The sequence below is a fragment of the Polaromonas sp. P1_F6 genome, from assembly GCF_056405695.1.
Genome location: NZ_JBFUBQ010000003.1, coordinates 553,965 through 569,447 on the forward strand (window position 1 = coordinate 553,965; position 15,483 = coordinate 569,447).

Here is a 15,483-nt window from a genome sequence, read left to right on the forward strand (position 1 = left end):
AGCCGGTTCCGCGGCCCCTGCTTGCAAGGGTTGCCATTGTCGAAACCAACCAGTGCGCCTAAACCATGTTTGAACTGATCCTGCTGGCCCCTGTCGATGAAGTCGAAACCCTCAGCGAGGCGCTTGACGCGCTGGATGCGCTCAGCGTGTCGGTGGAAGACGCCGACGCGCAGACGCCGGCTGAGCAGGCGCTGTTTGGTGAGCCTGACATGCCGCCGCCCAAGCCGGGTTGGGAGCGTTCGCGCATCGTTTCAATGTTTGCCACCGAAGCCTTGGCACGAGACGCGGCCGGTGTGCTGGCGGCGCAAGATTTCTTTGCCGGCTGCAGCGTGGTGGCTGTTCAGCCTGTGCCGGAACAAGACTGGGTGCGCCTGACGCAGTCGCAGTTCACCCCGGTGGACATCACGCCCGAATTCTGGATCGTGCCGACCTGGCATGAGCCGCCTGCCGAGGCCAAACAAGTCATTCGCCTGGACCCGGGGCTGGCCTTCGGCACCGGAACCCATCCCACTACGCGCATGTGCCTGCGATGGATTGCAAGCCAGGGCTCAGACGGAAAAGATCTAGGTCGTGTCCTCGACTACGGCTGCGGCTCGGGCATCCTGGCCATTGGTGCGGCCAAGTTCGGCGGGCTGGACATCGACGCTGTCGATATCGACCCGGCTGCCGTAGAGTCGACGCGCGCCAATGCCGAAGCCAACCATGTGGCGCTCAACGCTGGCTTGCCCGACAAGGCGTCCGGTCAATACCGGACCGTGCTGGCCAACATCCTGGCCACACCGCTGAAAGTGCTGGCACCGCTGCTGTGCGCACATGTCGAAAAGGGCGGCCATCTCGTGTTGGCCGGCATTCTGGAGCGCCAGGCTGAAGAACTGAAAGAGGCCTACGCACCCTATTGCCAGCTCACCGTGCACGATGCGCAAGAAGGCTGGATCTTGATGACCGCCGGCTTCTGAGCCGGCTCAACCCGGTGCCTGGCGGTTTTCAGGCCGTCAGCGGGGGTGAGCCCCCTACAATACAGCGCTAAATGAGCCTGATTACGCGCTGCCCCGCATGTGGCACGATGTTCAAAGTCGTGACCGACCAACTCAAAGTCTCACAGGGCTGGGTGCGATGCGGGCATTGCGCTGAAGTCTTTGATGCGTCCGCGCATCTGCTGCCGCGTGACATGGCATCGCCCGTGCCCGCCGTACCGTTTGCGGTCGCGGACACCGAACCCATGCCGCTGCCGGAATTTGTCCCTTCTGCGCCGGCGCCGCCAGTCGTGGCTGTTGCCGCTGCTGCGGACCCACAGAAATGGGCGCCGGCCAGGTCATTTGCCGACCGGGTGCCGCTAAGGCCTTCCGGCACTGGCCCTGCCGATGCGCAGGACAGTGCGGCTGATTTTGACCCTGTACGCTGGAAGCGGGCTCAACAGGAACGTCAGCAGGATCCGATGGAACTGCCCGATAGCGTGTTGCCGGATGAGCCGCCAGCCCGCCGGCCGGTGATGGTGCGTCCGGCGGTCGATGATGATTCCAGTTTTGCCTTTTCGGACGTGGACTCCGGCATGCCGGATTCGCGCGTGGAGCACGATGTGTCTTTTGTGCGGGAGGCCAAGCGCAAGGCGTTCTGGAAACGGCCGCTGACCCGGTGGACTATGGCCTTGTTATCCCTGCTGCTGCTGGCCGTGCTGGTCTTGCAGTGGGCTGTCCAGCAAAGGGACACGCTGGCCGCCCTGGAGCCCCGGCTCGTGCCGGCGCTTCAGGGTATTTGCGGCCAGTTGCACTGTGACATTCGTGCGCCGCGGCATATCGAGTCGCTGGTCATAGACAGCTCCACCTTCAACCGCATCGGCCCTGATGCCTATCGCCTCAGTTTTACGCTCAAAAACACGGGTGTGACGCTGCTGGAAATGCCTTCCCTGGAAGTGACCCTGACCGATTCGCAGGACCAGGCCGTGGTGCGCCGCATCCTGACGCCGGCACAGTTTGGCGCCAAATCGCCGACCCTGGCCCCCCGCTCCGAAATGCCCGGCCTGGTCATCATGAAAATATCCGGTGATCCGGACACTGCAGCTGCAGCGTCGCCGCCGTCTTCTGCGCCGGCGGCTCCCTTGCGAGTGGCTGGCTATCGTGTCCTGGTTTTTTACCCCTGATTGAAACGAGAGAACTGAATGTCTGCTGTTATTTGTGGCTCCCTGGCGTTTGACACCATCATGACCTTTGAGGGGCGCTTTTCGGAGCAGATACTGCCCGATCAACTGCATATTCTGAATGTGTCGTTTCTGGTGCCGGCGCTGCGCCGTGAATTTGGCGGCTGCGCCGGCAACATCGCCTACAGCCTGCAGCAGCTTGGCGGCAAGCCGCTACCCATGGCCACGGTCGGCAGCGACGGCGCTGAGTACGTGGAGCGCATGAAGACGCTGGGCATCAGCACGGAATTTGTGCGGCAGGTGGGCGACACCTACACCGCCCAGGCGATGATCATGACCGACCGGGACAACAACCAGATCACGGCTTTTCATCCGGGTGCCATGATGCAGGCCCATGTCACCCGCATTGACGCACGCGATGACATCAAGCTGGGCATTATCTCGCCTGACGGGCGCGATGCCATGCTGCAGCATGCCGAGCAGTTCAAGCTGGCTGGTATCCCCTTCGTTTTTGATCCAGGCCAGGGCCTTCCCATGTTTGACGGCAAGGAGCTTTCCCACTTTGTGGAACTTTCCACCTGGGTGACCGTCAACGATTACGAGGCCAAAATGCTGTGTGACCGCACGGGCCTGTCATGCGCCGAATTGTCCCGCCGGGTGCAGGGCCTGGTGGTGACGTTGGGCGCGGAAGGTTGCGAGGTCTGGATTGGCGGCGAGAAAACCCTCGTGCCGCCGGTGAAAGCCGAAACTGTGGTCGACCCGACGGGATGCGGCGATGCCTTTCGCGGCGCTTTGCTGTTTGGCCTGGAAAAAGGCTGGGCGCTGGACCGCTGCGCCGCGCTGGGCAACCGGGTAGGTGCACACAAGATCGCGACGCGCGGCGGCCAGAACTACACGCTGAATTCAGAGAAAATCGGCGATTGAGCGTGACTGGACGGGCGCAAGAAGCTATCGAATTAATAGCTACGCCCCCTTTGGCCTACTTCTCGCGGCGCTTTACGCGGGGCTATGGCTCGCGGTGGTCCAGTGCTTTCAGCCATTCATTCCACGCAGCCTGGCTTGCCGCTGCAGCGCTGACGCGCAACTGCTTGCGCCTTGAAGCCTCTCCGCGGGCCAGCGTGACCGCCTGCTGCGGAACGCCGAGGCAACCGGCCAGCCACTTCACCAGCGCCTGATTGGCTTTGCCGTCCACGGGCGGTGCCTGCAGCCGCAGGCGCAGCGCCTGCTGGCCGGCCTCTCCATGCAGGCCCATCATCTCGGTTTTGGCGGCGTTGGGCACCACATGGATGTCGATCAGAACGTCCCCATTCTTTTCCCGTCGCAGAAAAGGAAGTTCGGGCAGCGCGGGGAACGGTTTCATGGCTGGAGTGGTCCGGCGGCGGTAAACAGGGGTCAGGGGTGTCAATTGTGGATGGCCTCAGGAACGGCCCAGCCATGAAAAAAGCCCGACATCTTTCGATATCGGGCTCTAAGCAGAATTACCTTACTGCTTACGGCTTGCTGGCTGTCGGAAACGGCCAGGCAGCTTGCGGGTTCAGAGTAGTCTGAGCCGCAGGGGCAGCCGCTGCAGCGGGTGCTTTCGCAGCTTTGGCAGCAGGTTTTTTCGCGGCTTTCTTCGCAGCGGGCTTTTTCGCTGCTTTCTTGGCGGCAGGCTTTTTCGCAGCGGCTTTCTTCGCCGCTGGTTTCTTCGCTACCTTTTTCGCGGCCTTCTTGGCTGCTGGCTTTTTCGCTGCAGCTTTCTTCGCTGCTGGCTTCTTGGCCGCTACCTTCTTGGCTGCTGGCTTTTTCGCTGGCGATTTTTTCGCAGCTGGCTTTTTGGCCGCTACTTTTTTCGCTGGAGCTTTTTTAGCCGGAGCTTTTTTCGCTGCTGCTTTTTTCGCAGGAGCCTTCTTAGCCGCTACTTTTTTCGCAGGGGCTTTCTTTGGAGCAGCTTTTTTAGCCGCAGTTTTTTTCGCAGTTGCCATAGTTTTCTCCTTGATCACGTTGCAAAGAGCACTTCACGGTTGGAGTACGTAAAGCGATTCACGGCGTTGGGCCCCGGATAAACCGGTCCCAGCGCCGCGAACACAGGAGCAAAGCCCAACGCGCACTCTTCGGTGCTGTCACTGGTCATTGCAATTCTTGAAATCATTGTTCGCTTGTCTCGCGTATTTTTCTGGTCAATCAATCCCAGGAAAGGGCACCACCGGACTGGTACTCGATCACACGGGTTTCAAAGAAGTTACGCTCTTTTTTCAGGTCGATCATTTCGCTCATCCATGGGAACGGATTCTCCTCGTTGGGGAAGAGAGTTTCAAGTCCGATCTGCGTGGCACGGCGATTGGCAATGTAGCGGAGGTAGCCTTTGAACATGGACGCATTGAGGCCGAGCACGCCGCGCGGCATGGTGTCTTCGGCGTAGCGGTACTCCAGTTCGACGGCTTTCATGAACAATGCCTTGATTTCGGCCTTGAAGTCCGCCGTCCAGAGATGGGGGTTTTCCAGCTTGAGCTGATTGATCAGGTCGATGCCGAAGTTGCAGTGCATGGACTCGTCGCGCAGGATGTACTGGTACTGTTCGGCGGCGCCGGTCATCTTGTTCTGGCGACCCAGGGCAAGAATCTGCGTGAAGCCCACATAGAAGAACAGGCCTTCCATCAGACAAGCAAACACGATCAGCGACTTGAGCAGGGTCTGGTCAGCTTCGGTAGTGCCAGTTTTGAAGTGAGGGTCGGAAATCACTTCAATGAAAGGAATCAGGAACTGGTCCTTGTCCTTGATCGATTGCACTTCGTTATAGGCGTTGAAGATTTCGGCTTCGTCCAGGCCCAGTGATTCAGTGATGTACTGGTAGGCGTGGGTGTGAATGGCTTCTTCAAAAGCCTGGCGCAGCAGGAACTGGCGGCATTCGGGTGCGGTGATGTGGCGGTAGGTGCCCAGCACGATGTTGTTGGCTGCCAGCGAGTCGGCGGTCACGAAGAAACCCAGGTTGCGCTTGACCAGACGGCGTTCGTCTTCGGTCAGGCCGTTCGGGTCTTTCCAGAGCGCGATGTCGCGCGTCATATTTACTTCCTGCGGCATCCAGTGGTTGGCGCAGGTGGCGAGGTATTTTTCCCAAGCCCACTTGTATTTGAACGGCACCAGCTGGTTGACGTCGGTCTGGCCATTAATGATGCGTTTGTCGGAGGCCTTGACGCGTTGTGCCTTGGCGGGTGCGGCGGCAGACGTAGAAGGTGCTGCAGCTTGCACAGGTGCGAACGCGCCGTCGTTGAGCATGCGCACTTGCGCCTGGGGCTGCTCGGCAGTGTTCAAAGAAAGAGGCGGAAGTTCCATCGAGCGGCCTTCAGGCAAGCCGCTGTTGTGAGATGTTTGCAAAGATGGTTTGACTTCTTCGTCCCAGGTCAACATAGAGGTTTCCAATACTTTGGGATTATGAAAGCAGCGATACAAAATGAAAAGTGTTCATTCACATCGCTACAAAATTGTGTTGCTCAATTACATCGAATCGTGCAATGAAGCTCAGCGCACGATTCGGTGTTTTATTGGCAGGCCTCGCAACCTGGGTCATCGATTGCACAGAATTTGATGTCGGTCGCGGGCGATGCACTCATCTGCGCCTGCGCTGCGGCGGCTGCCGCTTCGAGCGCGCTCATGCCGCCGCCTGCCGTCGCGGTACCCGATGACACCGAGTTCATCTTGCCCGCGGTCACGGTCGACTTCTCGGCGTGCGTCGCGCTTTGCGTGCGCAGGTAGTAAGTCGTCTTGAGGCCGCGCAGCCAAGCCAGCTTGTAGGTGTCGTCGAGCTTTTTGCCCGAAGCGCCTGCCATGTAGATGTTGAGCGACTGTGCCTGATCAATCCACTTCTGGCGGCGCGCTGCCGCCTCGACAATCCAGGAAGTTTCAATCTCAAACGCCGTGGCGTAGAGCGCTTTGACGTCCTGCGGTACGCGATCGATCGGGCGCAGGGAGCCGTCAAAGTGCTTCAGATCCACCACCATCACGTCGTCCCATAGGCCCAAGCGCTTCAGGTCGCGGACCAGGTAATGGTTGATGACGGTAAATTCACCCGACAGGTTGGACTTGACCGACAGGTTGCCAAAGCAGGGTTCGATACAAGCATCCACCCCAATGATGTTGGAGATGGTGGCTGTGGGCGCAATGGCCACGCAGTTGGAATTGCGCATGCCGTCTTTGGCAATCTTCTTGCGCAAAGCGTCCCAGTCAAGGCTGGCGGAGCGGTCGACTTCCACATAGCCGCCGCGCTGCTCGGCCAGCATGTCCAGCGTATCCAGCGGCAGGATGCCCTTGTCCCAGAGCGAGCCTTTGTACGTGGCATATTTACCGCGCTCTTTGGCCAGTTCGGTCGATGCCCAGTAAGCGTGGTAGCAGACAGCCTCCATGGATTTGTCGGCGAACTCGACAGCTTCCTGGGAAGCGTAAGGCACGCGCAGCTCGTACAGGCAGTCCTGGAAACCCATGATGCCCAGGCCCACAGGGCGGTGGCGCATGTTGGAATCGCGGGCCTTCTTGACGGCGTAATAGTTGATGTCGATCACGTTGTCCAGCATGCGCATGGCCGTGGTAATGGTCTTTTTAAGCTTCTCGTGGTCGACTGCGCCGTCCTTCAGATGCTGGACGAGGTTGACCGAGCCGAGGTTGCAGACAGCAGTTTCGGTGTCGCTGGTGTTGAGTGTGATTTCGGTGCACAGGTTGGACGAGTGCACGACGCCGGTGTGTTGCTGCGGCGAGCGCACATTGCAGGCGTCCTTGAACGTGATCCAGGGATGGCCGGTTTCAAACAGCATCGACAGCATCTTGCGCCACATGTCGGTGGCCTGCAGCTTGCGGGATGGCTTGATTTCGCCGCGCTCGGCCTTGGCTTCGTAGGCGGTGTAGATTTTCTCGAAGTCCTTGCCGAACTTGTCGTGCAGGTCGGGTGTGTCCGACGGTGAGAACAGCGTCCAGCTGCCCTTTTCCATCACGCGGCGCATGAAGAGGTCGGGAATCCAGTTGGCGGTGTTCATGTCGTGCGTACGGCGGCGATCGTCACCGGTGTTCTTGCGCAGTTCCAGGAACTCTTCAATATCCAGGTGCCAGGTTTCCAGGTAGGCGCAGACGGCGCCCTTGCGCTTGCCGCCCTGGTTGACCGCCACGGCGGTGTCGTTGACGACTTTGAGGAAAGGCACGACGCCTTGCGATTCGCCGTTGGTGCCCTTGATATGGGCGCCCAGGGCGCGCACAGGCGTCCAGTCATTGCCCAGGCCGCCGGCAAATTTGGACAGCAGCGCGTTTTCCTTGATGGCGTCGTAGATGCCGCCCAGGTCGTCGGCGACGGTCGTCAGGTAGCACGACGACAGCTGCGAGCGCAGCGTGCCGGCATTGAACAGGGTGGGCGTGCTCGACATGAAGTCGAAGGACGAGAGGATTTCATAGAACTCGATCGCGCGTTCTTCGCGGTTGATCTCGTTGAGCGACAGGCCCATGGCCACGCGCATGAAGAAAGCCTGTGGTAGCTCGATGCGCTGTTTGCGCACGTGCAGGAAGTAGCGGTCAAACAGGGTTTGCAGGCCGAGGTAGTCGAATTTCAGGTCGCGTTCGGGCTTGAGCGCGGCGCCCAGGCGGGCCAGGTCGAACTGCTGGAGCTTTTCGTCGAGCAGCTCGTTTTGTACGCCCTTGGCGATGAACTGCGGGAAATACTCGGCGTAGCGAATCGCCATGTCTTCCTGACTGACTTCTTCACCCAGCACTTCGCGGCGGATGGTGTGCATCAGCAGGCGTGCGGTGGCGTAGGTGTAGTCAGGGTCTTTCTCGATCAGGGTGCGCGCTGCCAGGATGGACGCCTTGTAGACCTCGTCAATGGGCACACCGTCATAGAGGTTGCGCATGGTTTCCGCAACGATCGGGTCGGGCTTGATATCCGCGCCCAGGTTGGCGCAGGAGGCTTCAATCAACGCCTGCAGGTTGCGGATGTCCAGCGCGACGCGGTTGCCGCGGTCGGTCACATGGATCAGCGGCGCTGCGGGCGCCTGGGTTTGCGGCTGGCGTGCGCGCTCTTGCGTGCGCTTTTCGCGGTACAGCACGTAAGCGCGGGCGATCTCGTGGTGGCCGCCGCGCATCAGGCCCAGCTCGACCTGATCCTGAACGTCTTCTATATGAAAGGTTCCGCCGCCTGGGCGCGAACGCATCAGGGCGCGGATGACCGCCTGGGTCAGGCCGTCAACGGTTTCGCGGACGCTGGCCGAAGCCGCACCCTGCGTGCCATGCACGGCCAGGAAAGCCTTCATCATGGCCACGGCGATCTTGTTGGGTTCGAACGGCACCACGCCGCCATTGCGGCGAATGATCTGGTAATGGGCGAGCGGGTTGCTTTGCGCGTTGGTATCGCCGGTTGCTGGGTTGCTTGCCAGAACGCTCGACGTGACGGGCACCGCGTGTTGTGCAGTTTGCATGACTTCCTCTTTGCTTTGTTTTATGGGTGGTTTGATGTGCTGTTCGGGGGTCTCTGGATATATTGAGGTATTGCACAGGCCTATCAACCTGCTCCTTCATTTCCTGACCCAAATTACATCAAACTGAATTAGGGCTTAGACACTATACCTAGGGTATGGAGGGAATACAAGCCACTACAGGTAGTGTATCGCTGACTGAATGCACCGTTACGTTTTGTGGCTTTTTAGGCCCCATTCCAGACGCCTCGATCAGGGCTTGATGGTGGCTCGTTCAACTTCGCTGAAAGCCTGATGCCATCAGGCTTGCGAAGCTGATGCGGCGTTGTGGCGCGGCTTTTCGCGGGCTTGGGTTGAGAGCGCCGGCCACTGCTGGCGCGGTAAAAATAACCGGAAATTTCAACAGCAAGACGCACCGCAATGGTGAGTGCGTGCAGGTGCACCAGTCACATGATTTCGGGAAAACACCTAGCCGGTGACGACAGCGAGTTTTGCAGCAGAGGCCAGTTGAAGCCAGGGCCCGGGTCCTGCTTGCGGCCGGGTGCAATGTGCTCGTGCCCGGCGATGTGCTCAATGGGGTAGCGCTGCAGAAGCGAGGCGCATAGCCCGGTCAGGGTTTCATACTGGGATGCTTCAAAGGTATCTCCCTCAAGGCCTTCCAGTTCGATGCCGATGGAATCGTCGTTGCAGTTGGTGCGTCCGCGGTAGCTGGATTCCCCGGCATGCCAGGCGCGGTCGTCACAGCTCACAAACTGCCACAGAGCGCCGGTTCGGGCGATGAAAAAGTGCGATGAAACCTGCAGGCCGCGAATGCCCTGAAAGTAAGCGTGTGCCTCCCAGTCGAGCTGGTTGGTGAAAAGGCGTTCGACGTTGCCATTGCCGAACTCACCTGGCGGCAGGCTGATGGAGTGGATGACGATCAGGTCGATTTGCGCGCCGGGAGGGCGTGGACCAAAGTTGGGCGAAGCCAGTGCGCGTGCATAGCGGTACCAGCCGTTTTGCCACAAAGGCCGGGGAAGGGCATTGGGGCTTTCAGGCGGGGTCATCAGCAGGGTCAAGTCCATCGGCCAGGTCGTCATTGCCCGGCGTGGCGATATTCAGGCGTGCAATGCGGTAGCGGATCTGCCGCAGGCTCAAACCCAGCCTCGCGGCGGCGGCGGTACGATTGAAGCCGGTCTCCAGCAAAACCTTGGTCAGGATGTTTCGCTCCTGCCCGTCCAGATAATCCTGCAGGTTTTCCGGGACGGCGACGTGCTCTTCGACCGGCGCATCAAAATGCAGCACGCTTCCTTCGCCGAGCGCCACGGCCCGGTGCAGGATGTTTTCCAGCTCCCTGACATTGCCGTTAAAGGGCCTGGACTGCAGCTGCTCCATCACGGCATCCGTCAACTCGGGCATCTTGAAGCCGGACTCCTGGCAGATTCTTGACAGCAGGGCATTGCAGAGTGCCGGCAAATCCTCCCGGCGTTCGCGCAAGGCCGGCACGGCAATTTCAATCACATTGAGCCGGTAATAAAGATCCTGGCGGAATGTTCCTTCCTGGGCTTCCGCCGCCAGGTTTTTGTGCGTTGCGCTGACGATGCGCACGTCAACGGTGTCCTCCTGCGGCGAACCCAGCGGCCTGACGGTGCGCTCCTGGATGGCGCGCAGAAGTTTGGATTGCATGGCCAGCGGCAGGTCGCCGATTTCATCGAGAAACAAGGTGCCGCCCTTGGCTGCCTGGAAGTAGCCTTGCCGGTCCTGCGCTGATCCGGTGTAAGCGCCCTTTCGTGCACCGAAGAACTCCGCTTCGAGGAGGTTTTCGGGTATGGCGCTGCAATTGACGGCTACAAAAGGCCCTGTCGCGCGGTGGCTGCAGCCGTGTACGGCGCGTGCAACCAGTTCCTTGCCGGTGCCCGATTCCCCCTGAATGAGGACCGGCGCCATGCTTCCCGCCACTTTGACGATGCGCGACTTGACGGCGCGCATGACGGCAGATTCACCCACCAGTTTTTGCAGAATCTGGGTGCCGTCCCCGCTTTTTTTCTGGGCGGAGGGGGCGGTGCCGTGTTCCGGTGCGCTTCGATCGCTTTTGGCCTGTAGTGCAGGATGCTTGGCACCCTGCACGGCGGATGCCACGACACTGCGGAATTGTTTGAGGTCGACCGGTTTCGTGAGGTAGTCAAACGCGCCGGCCTTGAGTGCTTCCACCGCATTTTCGGCCGAGCCGTGGGCCGTAATCACCACGCATCGTTCGGGCCTTTGCTGGTCTATCATGTCTCGCAGTAATTCGAGGCCAAGGCCATCTGGCAGGCGCATATCGGTGATCACAGCATCGAAGTGATGCGCCTTGAGCTGCTCCCGGGCCTGCAGCAGGTCACCGGCTGCCTCCACCCGATACCCTTCCCTGAGCAGCGTCAGTTCATACAGGGTGCGCAAATCCGGTTCATCGTCAATGACGAGGATACGTGCCTGCTGGGGAACGGGAATGGGGGTGCTCATGGTTTTCAGGTTGGCATTGTGGCAAAAGAAGCCGCAGGCAAGGTCATAGACGGACTGGAGGGTGCGAATATGACAAAAAATTCGTTTCCCTCAATGCCGCTGCGCTGCACGCGCTGGTAGCCGATCAGGGCGCCATAGCGTTCGCACAATTCACGGCAAATGTACAGGCCCAGCCCGCTTGAGCGGCTTTCAGAGGAGAAAAATGGTTCGAACAGGTGTGTTTGCACGGTTTGCTCCATGGGTTGGCCATCGCTCCATACGGACAGACGGGCCTGCCCGGGCGTAACGAGCTGGGTGGAGACTTCAATGGCGTGAGAAGATGTGCTGGCATAACGCAGGGCGTTGTCCAGCAGATTGACCATCAGGCGGCGCAAATGCTCGGGCTCAAAGCATACAACGGCATTACCCGAATCTGCCGTGATCTTCATGCGTCGGGACGCTTCAGTCTGCCCTGCCCAGTCCGCGGTAATCTTGTGAGCGGTTTCGTCCAGTGCCAGGGTGGTGGTTTGTGGCGAGGGCAGGTGCGCCTGGGCACGTGAAATGTTCAATACCTCATCGACGATTCTGGCGAGACGTTGCGCATTTTGCCGGATCATGCCTGTGAGCTGGCGGTGCGGCTCGTCTTGCAGGTCTTCTTCCAGCAAGGCATTGGCTTGAGAGATCGCCGCCAGCGGATTCCTGATTTCGTGTGCCACTGCGGCCGACATGCGTCCCATGGCTGCCATCTTCTCGGTCCTCACGCGGGCCTCCATTTCACGCAGGTCCTCCAGGAACATTACACAAAGGCTTTCGTGGGTGCCATTTTTCGAGGCGGCAAGACGAGTGCGTACATGAAGCCGCCGGGTATTGCTGCCCGGGTATTCAAGGCTGATGTCCGCTTCCTGGGGGGTTTGCGTGCTGAACGTGCTGTGCATCAGTTCCGCCAGGGGCAACCAGGCCGCCTCCATGACGAGGATGAAAGGCGCGCTGCGAACTGAATCCCGGGCTCCCAGCAGGCGCCTGGATGCCGGATTGGCCGACCGGACGATGCCGTTGATATCGACCACCAGCACGCCGTCGGCCAAGGTTTCAATGACCAGTTCGTTCACCTGCGTCTGCATGCGCGCGGCGGACTGGCTGCGTTTTGCCAACTGCTCTTCACGGGCCAGCCGCAAGGCGAGGTGGTTCGCAAGCAGCGCGACCAGGAAAAAACCGGAACCGCTCAAGCCCGACTGGAGGAATCGGGCATTGAAGTCGCCCAATACCTGAAGTGAGCTCCACCAGGCGTCGGCCAGAAGCAGCAAGGTCACGCTGGCTGCGGTTCCGAAGGCCAGCAAAATCGGTCCAAGGATGGAGGCAAGGAGCACCGGCAGGGCAAACAGCGGCGTGTAGTTGATGCCGCTCGATTGCAGGAAATTGAGTGTGGAGAACGTGATGACGTCCACGCCGATGGTCAGTAACCACTGTGCGTCAAAGGTGCTTCGTGGTGGCCGCGGTTTGGCCCACAGGCGCACGGCCAGTGTGGCGCACAGGTAGGCGATGCATACCCCAATCGACCAGCGGTTGGTGATGTTGCCCAGCGCGTAGATAACCGCCTGAAGGATGACGAGTACCGTGGCGATGGCAACGCGTGCCGTCATGAAGACACGCCACAAACGGCCGAAGGAGCCCAGTTCGGGCACGGTCTCCCACGCGCCTGATGCCTTGCCTCCCGTTTCAAACCAGTGGGATGGCGTGCTCATTGGGGCCTGCTAACACTATGTTTGCAAGATGCGTTGCGCTCAAAAAGGCCTTGAGCAAGGCGCAAAACGCAGGCGGGGTGGACCCCGTCAAGATTCGCATTTGTAAACATAGTGTTGGCAGGCCCTAGTCTCCTGCCTGGCGGCGATGCGCGTCACTGCAATAAATCCCCTTGCCGCCTGTCAGGGCGTCGGACTTCGGCAAATGCACGTGGCAGACATCGCATGCGATCATCTCCGCAACGGCCGTTTCGCGGCCCGGTGCCTGGCGGGGACGGGCAGCCGCCGCATCGTTTCTTTCCGCATCGCGGTTGTGACGCCAGAGCCAGAAAACCACCAGCACGAATCCCAGGACCAGAAGGTATTTCATGCCCGCCTCAGAATGACTTCAAGTACAAAGCGCGAACCGGCGTAGCCCAGCAGCAGCAGGCCGGAGCCCAGGTACAGCACACGGACGGCCTTGCGGCCACGCCATCCGAGGCGCGCCCGGCCGATCAGCAGGCCGGCAAACGTCAGCCAGGCCAGGACCGAAAACACGGTTTTATGGTTCCATTTCCAGGCCAGGCCGGGCCCGTAGAGTGTTTCGGCGAACAGCCAGCCTACAAACAGCGTGGCCGACAGCAATACAAAGCCGGCCTCCACGAAGCGGAAGGTGAGCCGCTCCAGCGTCAACAGCGGCACACCCGCATCGGTTTGTGCGGCCAGCCGGATGGAGCGCTCGGAGCGCGTCATCAGCCAGCCGTGCACCACTGCGGCGGCAAACAGCCCATAAGACGCGATGCCCAGGGCCCAGTGCAACGGCAGCCAGGGGGACGCGATGGCGTGATAGGTGGTACCGGGGAAAATGACCGTCAGGATGACAGCTGCGCTGCCCAGCCCTGCCAACGCCCAGTGGGCCTGGAGTTGTGGAAACAGGCGGCTTTCGATGGCGTAAACGGTCAGCACCAGCCAGACCGTCATGGACAGCGCCGGTGCAAAGCCGAAACGCGGGGGCTCGCCCAGCAGGCCATCGGCCAGCGCCAGCGCGTGCAGCAGCCAGGCCGCCAGCAGCAGGCCGCGGATGGCGGCGGGGCCGAGGCGCGGGGAGCCCAGTGCCAATGCAGCGTAGGCGACGGCAGCACCGGCTGCCGCTGCAAGACCCCACCAGTCGCTCAAAGCTAAAATCATGGCTAGAGTTTAGCCTTTACTGCCTCTTTCCCCCCTTTCTGGCAGCCTTCCGCTGCAGCCTTTCTTTTCCACCTAACTGCGCCGCGTTTGTGGCGCCTTCCCATGGCCTCAGCTCTTACCGACAAGTTATCCCGTCTCGTCAAGGAAATGCGAGGCCAGGCCCGCATCACCGAATCCAACGTGCAGGACATGCTGCGCGAGGTACGCATGGCCTTGCTCGAGGCCGACGTTGCGCTGCCGGTGGTGCGCGACTTCATTGCCCGGGTCAAAGAAAAAGCGCTGGGCCAGGAAGTGATGGGTTCTCTCTCGCCGGGCCAGGCGCTGGTGGGCATCGTTAACAAGGAGCTCGCCGCTACCATGGGCGAGGGGGTGAGCGATATCAACCTGGCAGCCCAGCCGCCGGCGGTCATCCTGATGGCCGGCCTGCAGGGCGCGGGTAAAACCACCACTACCGCCAAGCTGGCCAAGCACCTGATCGAAAAGCGCAAGAAAAAGGTGCTGACCGTTTCAGGCGACGTCTATCGCCCGGCCGCCATTGAACAGCTCAAGACGGTCACCAAACAGGCCGGCGCCGAATGGTTTCCCAGCACGCCTGACCAGAAGCCGGCCGACATCGCGCGAGCCGCCATTGACTACGCCCGCAAGCATTTCTTTGACGTGCTGCTGGTCGATACGGCTGGCCGGCTGGCCATCGACGAGGCCCTGATGGCGGAAATCAAGGAGCTGCATGCGATCCTGAACCCGGTTGAAACGCTGTTTGTGGTCGATGCGATGCAGGGCCAGGATGCGGTCAACACCGCCAAGGCCTTCAAGGAAGCCTTGCCGCTCACCGGCATCATCCTGACCAAGACCGACGGCGATTCGCGCGGCGGTGCGGCGCTCAGCGTGCGCCAGATCACCGGCGCCCCCATCAAATTCTCCGGTACCAGCGAGAAAATCGACGGCCTGGAGGTGTTCGACGCCGAGCGCCACGCCGGCCGCATCCTCGGCATGGGCGATATTCTGGCGCTGGTCGAGCAGGTGGCCGCCGGGGTGGACATGGCCTCTGCCCAGAAGCTCGCCGCCAAGATCAAGTCCGGCGACGGCTTTGACCTCAACGACTTCCTGAGCCAGTTGCAGCAAATGAAGAACATGGGCGGGCTCTCCAGCCTTCTGGAAAAGCTGCCCGCGCAAATGGCGGCCAAGGCTGGCCAGGTCGACATGGACAAGGCCGAGAAAGACATTAAGCGCAAGGAGGGCATCATCCAGAGCATGACGCCGCTGGAGCGCCGCAAGCCCGAACTCATCAAGGCCACCCGCAAGCGCCGCATTGCTGCCGGTTCCGGCGTGCATGTTCAGGAAGTCAACCGCCTGCTCAATGAATTCGAGCAGATGCAGGGCATGATGAAGAAGATGAAAGGCAGCGGGATGATGAAAATGATGAAACGCATGGGCGGCATGAAAGGCATGCCCAAGTTTTGATTGATTCGATCTTTAAGTGAAAAATGGCTGCAGCCCAATAAAGACGGGCGCAACCAGCTCCTGAATTAATAGCGTTTGCCTGTCATGAAAAAAGCCG

The 15,483-nt window shown here is 60.3% G+C and carries 14 protein-coding genes; 4 read left to right on the forward strand and 10 right to left on the reverse strand.

The features are described from left to right. Positions 1–65 precede the first annotated feature (65 nt). The 3 genes from prmA to AC1DY9_RS12235 all read left to right on the forward strand — a co-directional run bounded on the left by prmA (position 66) and on the right by AC1DY9_RS12235 (position 3,058). The gene (gene prmA / locus AC1DY9_RS12225; RefSeq protein WP_477666634.1) at positions 66–956 is read left to right on the forward strand and encodes a 50S ribosomal protein L11 methyltransferase; all 891 of its coding nucleotides are present in this window, start codon (positions 66–68) and stop codon (positions 954–956) included. A 71-nt stretch (positions 957–1,027) separates the two neighbouring features. Then, positions 1,028–2,137, forward strand: coding sequence for a DUF3426 domain-containing protein (locus AC1DY9_RS12230; RefSeq protein WP_457281071.1), 1,110 nt, complete (start codon positions 1,028–1,030; stop codon positions 2,135–2,137). An 18-nt stretch (positions 2,138–2,155) separates the two neighbouring features. Beyond that, positions 2,156–3,058, forward strand: a complete 903-nt coding sequence (locus AC1DY9_RS12235; protein ID WP_457281070.1) for a carbohydrate kinase family protein — start codon at positions 2,156–2,158, stop codon at positions 3,056–3,058. A gap of 82 nt (positions 3,059–3,140) precedes the next feature. On the opposite strand, the gene AC1DY9_RS12240 is transcribed toward AC1DY9_RS12235, so the two are convergent. The 10 genes from AC1DY9_RS12240 to AC1DY9_RS12285 form a co-directional block, all read right to left on the reverse strand. After that, entirely contained in the window at positions 3,141–3,494 is a 354-nt protein-coding gene (locus AC1DY9_RS12240) for a DUF167 domain-containing protein (RefSeq protein WP_457281069.1), read from the reverse strand. Positions 3,495–3,624: 130 nt separating this feature from the next. After that, positions 3,625–4,098 carry a histone H1-like DNA-binding protein gene (locus tag AC1DY9_RS12245; protein ID WP_431098248.1) on the reverse strand — a complete coding sequence of 158 codons (474 nt, stop codon included), beginning with the start codon at positions 4,096–4,098 and terminating at the stop codon, positions 3,625–3,627. A 14-nt stretch (positions 4,099–4,112) separates the two neighbouring features. After that, complete coding sequence (locus tag AC1DY9_RS12250; protein WP_457281068.1) at positions 4,113–4,247, reverse strand: hypothetical protein; 135 nt, start codon at positions 4,245–4,247, stop codon at positions 4,113–4,115. Positions 4,248–4,297: 50 nt separating this feature from the next. Continuing rightward, positions 4,298–5,521 (reverse strand): ribonucleotide-diphosphate reductase subunit beta, encoded by a 1,224-nt coding sequence (locus AC1DY9_RS12255; RefSeq protein ID WP_457281067.1) that lies wholly within the window; start codon positions 5,519–5,521, stop codon positions 4,298–4,300. A 131-nt stretch (positions 5,522–5,652) separates the two neighbouring features. After that, the gene (locus tag AC1DY9_RS12260; protein WP_457281066.1) at positions 5,653–8,562 is read right to left on the reverse strand and encodes a ribonucleoside-diphosphate reductase subunit alpha; all 2,910 of its coding nucleotides are present in this window, start codon (positions 8,560–8,562) and stop codon (positions 5,653–5,655) included. A gap of 443 nt (positions 8,563–9,005) precedes the next feature. Next, a complete protein-coding gene (gene ampD / locus AC1DY9_RS12265) occupies positions 9,006–9,623 on the reverse strand; it encodes a 1,6-anhydro-N-acetylmuramyl-L-alanine amidase AmpD (protein WP_477666635.1) in 618 nt (205 codons plus the stop codon). Beyond that, positions 9,592–11,040 carry a sigma-54-dependent transcriptional regulator gene (locus AC1DY9_RS12270; RefSeq protein WP_457281064.1) on the reverse strand — a complete coding sequence of 483 codons (1,449 nt, stop codon included), beginning with the start codon at positions 11,038–11,040 and terminating at the stop codon, positions 9,592–9,594. The genes ampD and AC1DY9_RS12270 overlap by 32 nt, the downstream gene beginning before the upstream one ends. A gap of 5 nt (positions 11,041–11,045) precedes the next feature. Then, positions 11,046–12,761, reverse strand: a complete 1,716-nt coding sequence (locus AC1DY9_RS12275; RefSeq protein WP_457281063.1) for a two-component system sensor histidine kinase NtrB — start codon at positions 12,759–12,761, stop codon at positions 11,046–11,048. Positions 12,762–12,885: 124 nt separating this feature from the next. Then, positions 12,886–13,128 carry a PP0621 family protein gene (locus AC1DY9_RS12280; RefSeq protein ID WP_457281062.1) on the reverse strand — a complete coding sequence of 81 codons (243 nt, stop codon included), beginning with the start codon at positions 13,126–13,128 and terminating at the stop codon, positions 12,886–12,888. Next, complete coding sequence (locus tag AC1DY9_RS12285; RefSeq protein WP_457281061.1) at positions 13,125–13,925, reverse strand: cytochrome C assembly family protein; 801 nt, start codon at positions 13,923–13,925, stop codon at positions 13,125–13,127. Before AC1DY9_RS12285 ends, AC1DY9_RS12280 begins: the two co-directional genes overlap by 4 nt. Positions 13,926–14,027: 102 nt before the next feature. Here AC1DY9_RS12285 and ffh point away from each other — a divergent pair, with 102 nt between their 5' ends. Next, entirely contained in the window at positions 14,028–15,386 is a 1,359-nt protein-coding gene (gene ffh / locus AC1DY9_RS12290) for a signal recognition particle protein (protein ID WP_457281060.1), read from the forward strand. Positions 15,387–15,483: the final 97 nt, after the last annotated feature.

Excerpts from the sequence above, each read along its gene's own strand:
- AC1DY9_RS12255 (WP_457281067.1), bottom strand. The coding sequence starts at position 5,521 with ATGTTGACCTGGGACGAAGAAGTCAAACCATCTTTGCAAACATCTCAC.
- AC1DY9_RS12240 (WP_457281069.1), bottom strand. The coding sequence starts at position 3,494 with ATGAAACCGTTCCCCGCGCTGCCCGAACTTCCTTTTCTGCGACGGGAA.
- AC1DY9_RS12275 (WP_457281063.1), bottom strand. The coding sequence starts at position 12,761 with ATGAGCACGCCATCCCACTGGTTTGAAACGGGAGGCAAGGCATCAGGC.
- AC1DY9_RS12260 (WP_457281066.1), bottom strand. The coding sequence starts at position 8,562 with ATGCAAACTGCACAACACGCGGTGCCCGTCACGTCGAGCGTTCTGGCA.
- AC1DY9_RS12235 (WP_457281070.1), top strand. The coding sequence starts at position 2,156 with ATGTCTGCTGTTATTTGTGGCTCCCTGGCGTTTGACACCATCATGACC.
- AC1DY9_RS12250 (WP_457281068.1), bottom strand. The coding sequence starts at position 4,247 with ATGACCAGTGACAGCACCGAAGAGTGCGCGTTGGGCTTTGCTCCTGTG.
- AC1DY9_RS12230 (WP_457281071.1), top strand. The coding sequence starts at position 1,028 with ATGAGCCTGATTACGCGCTGCCCCGCATGTGGCACGATGTTCAAAGTC.
- AC1DY9_RS12270 (WP_457281064.1), bottom strand. The coding sequence starts at position 11,040 with ATGAGCACCCCCATTCCCGTTCCCCAGCAGGCACGTATCCTCGTCATT.
- AC1DY9_RS12285 (WP_457281061.1), bottom strand. The coding sequence starts at position 13,925 with ATGATTTTAGCTTTGAGCGACTGGTGGGGTCTTGCAGCGGCAGCCGGT.
- ampD (WP_477666635.1), bottom strand. The coding sequence starts at position 9,623 with ATGGACTTGACCCTGCTGATGACCCCGCCTGAAAGCCCCAATGCCCTT.
- AC1DY9_RS12245 (WP_431098248.1), bottom strand. The coding sequence starts at position 4,098 with ATGGCAACTGCGAAAAAAACTGCGGCTAAAAAAGCTGCTCCAAAGAAA.
- ffh (WP_457281060.1), top strand. The coding sequence starts at position 14,028 with ATGGCCTCAGCTCTTACCGACAAGTTATCCCGTCTCGTCAAGGAAATG.
- prmA (WP_477666634.1), top strand. The coding sequence starts at position 66 with ATGTTTGAACTGATCCTGCTGGCCCCTGTCGATGAAGTCGAAACCCTC.
- AC1DY9_RS12280 (WP_457281062.1), bottom strand. The coding sequence starts at position 13,128 with ATGAAATACCTTCTGGTCCTGGGATTCGTGCTGGTGGTTTTCTGGCTC.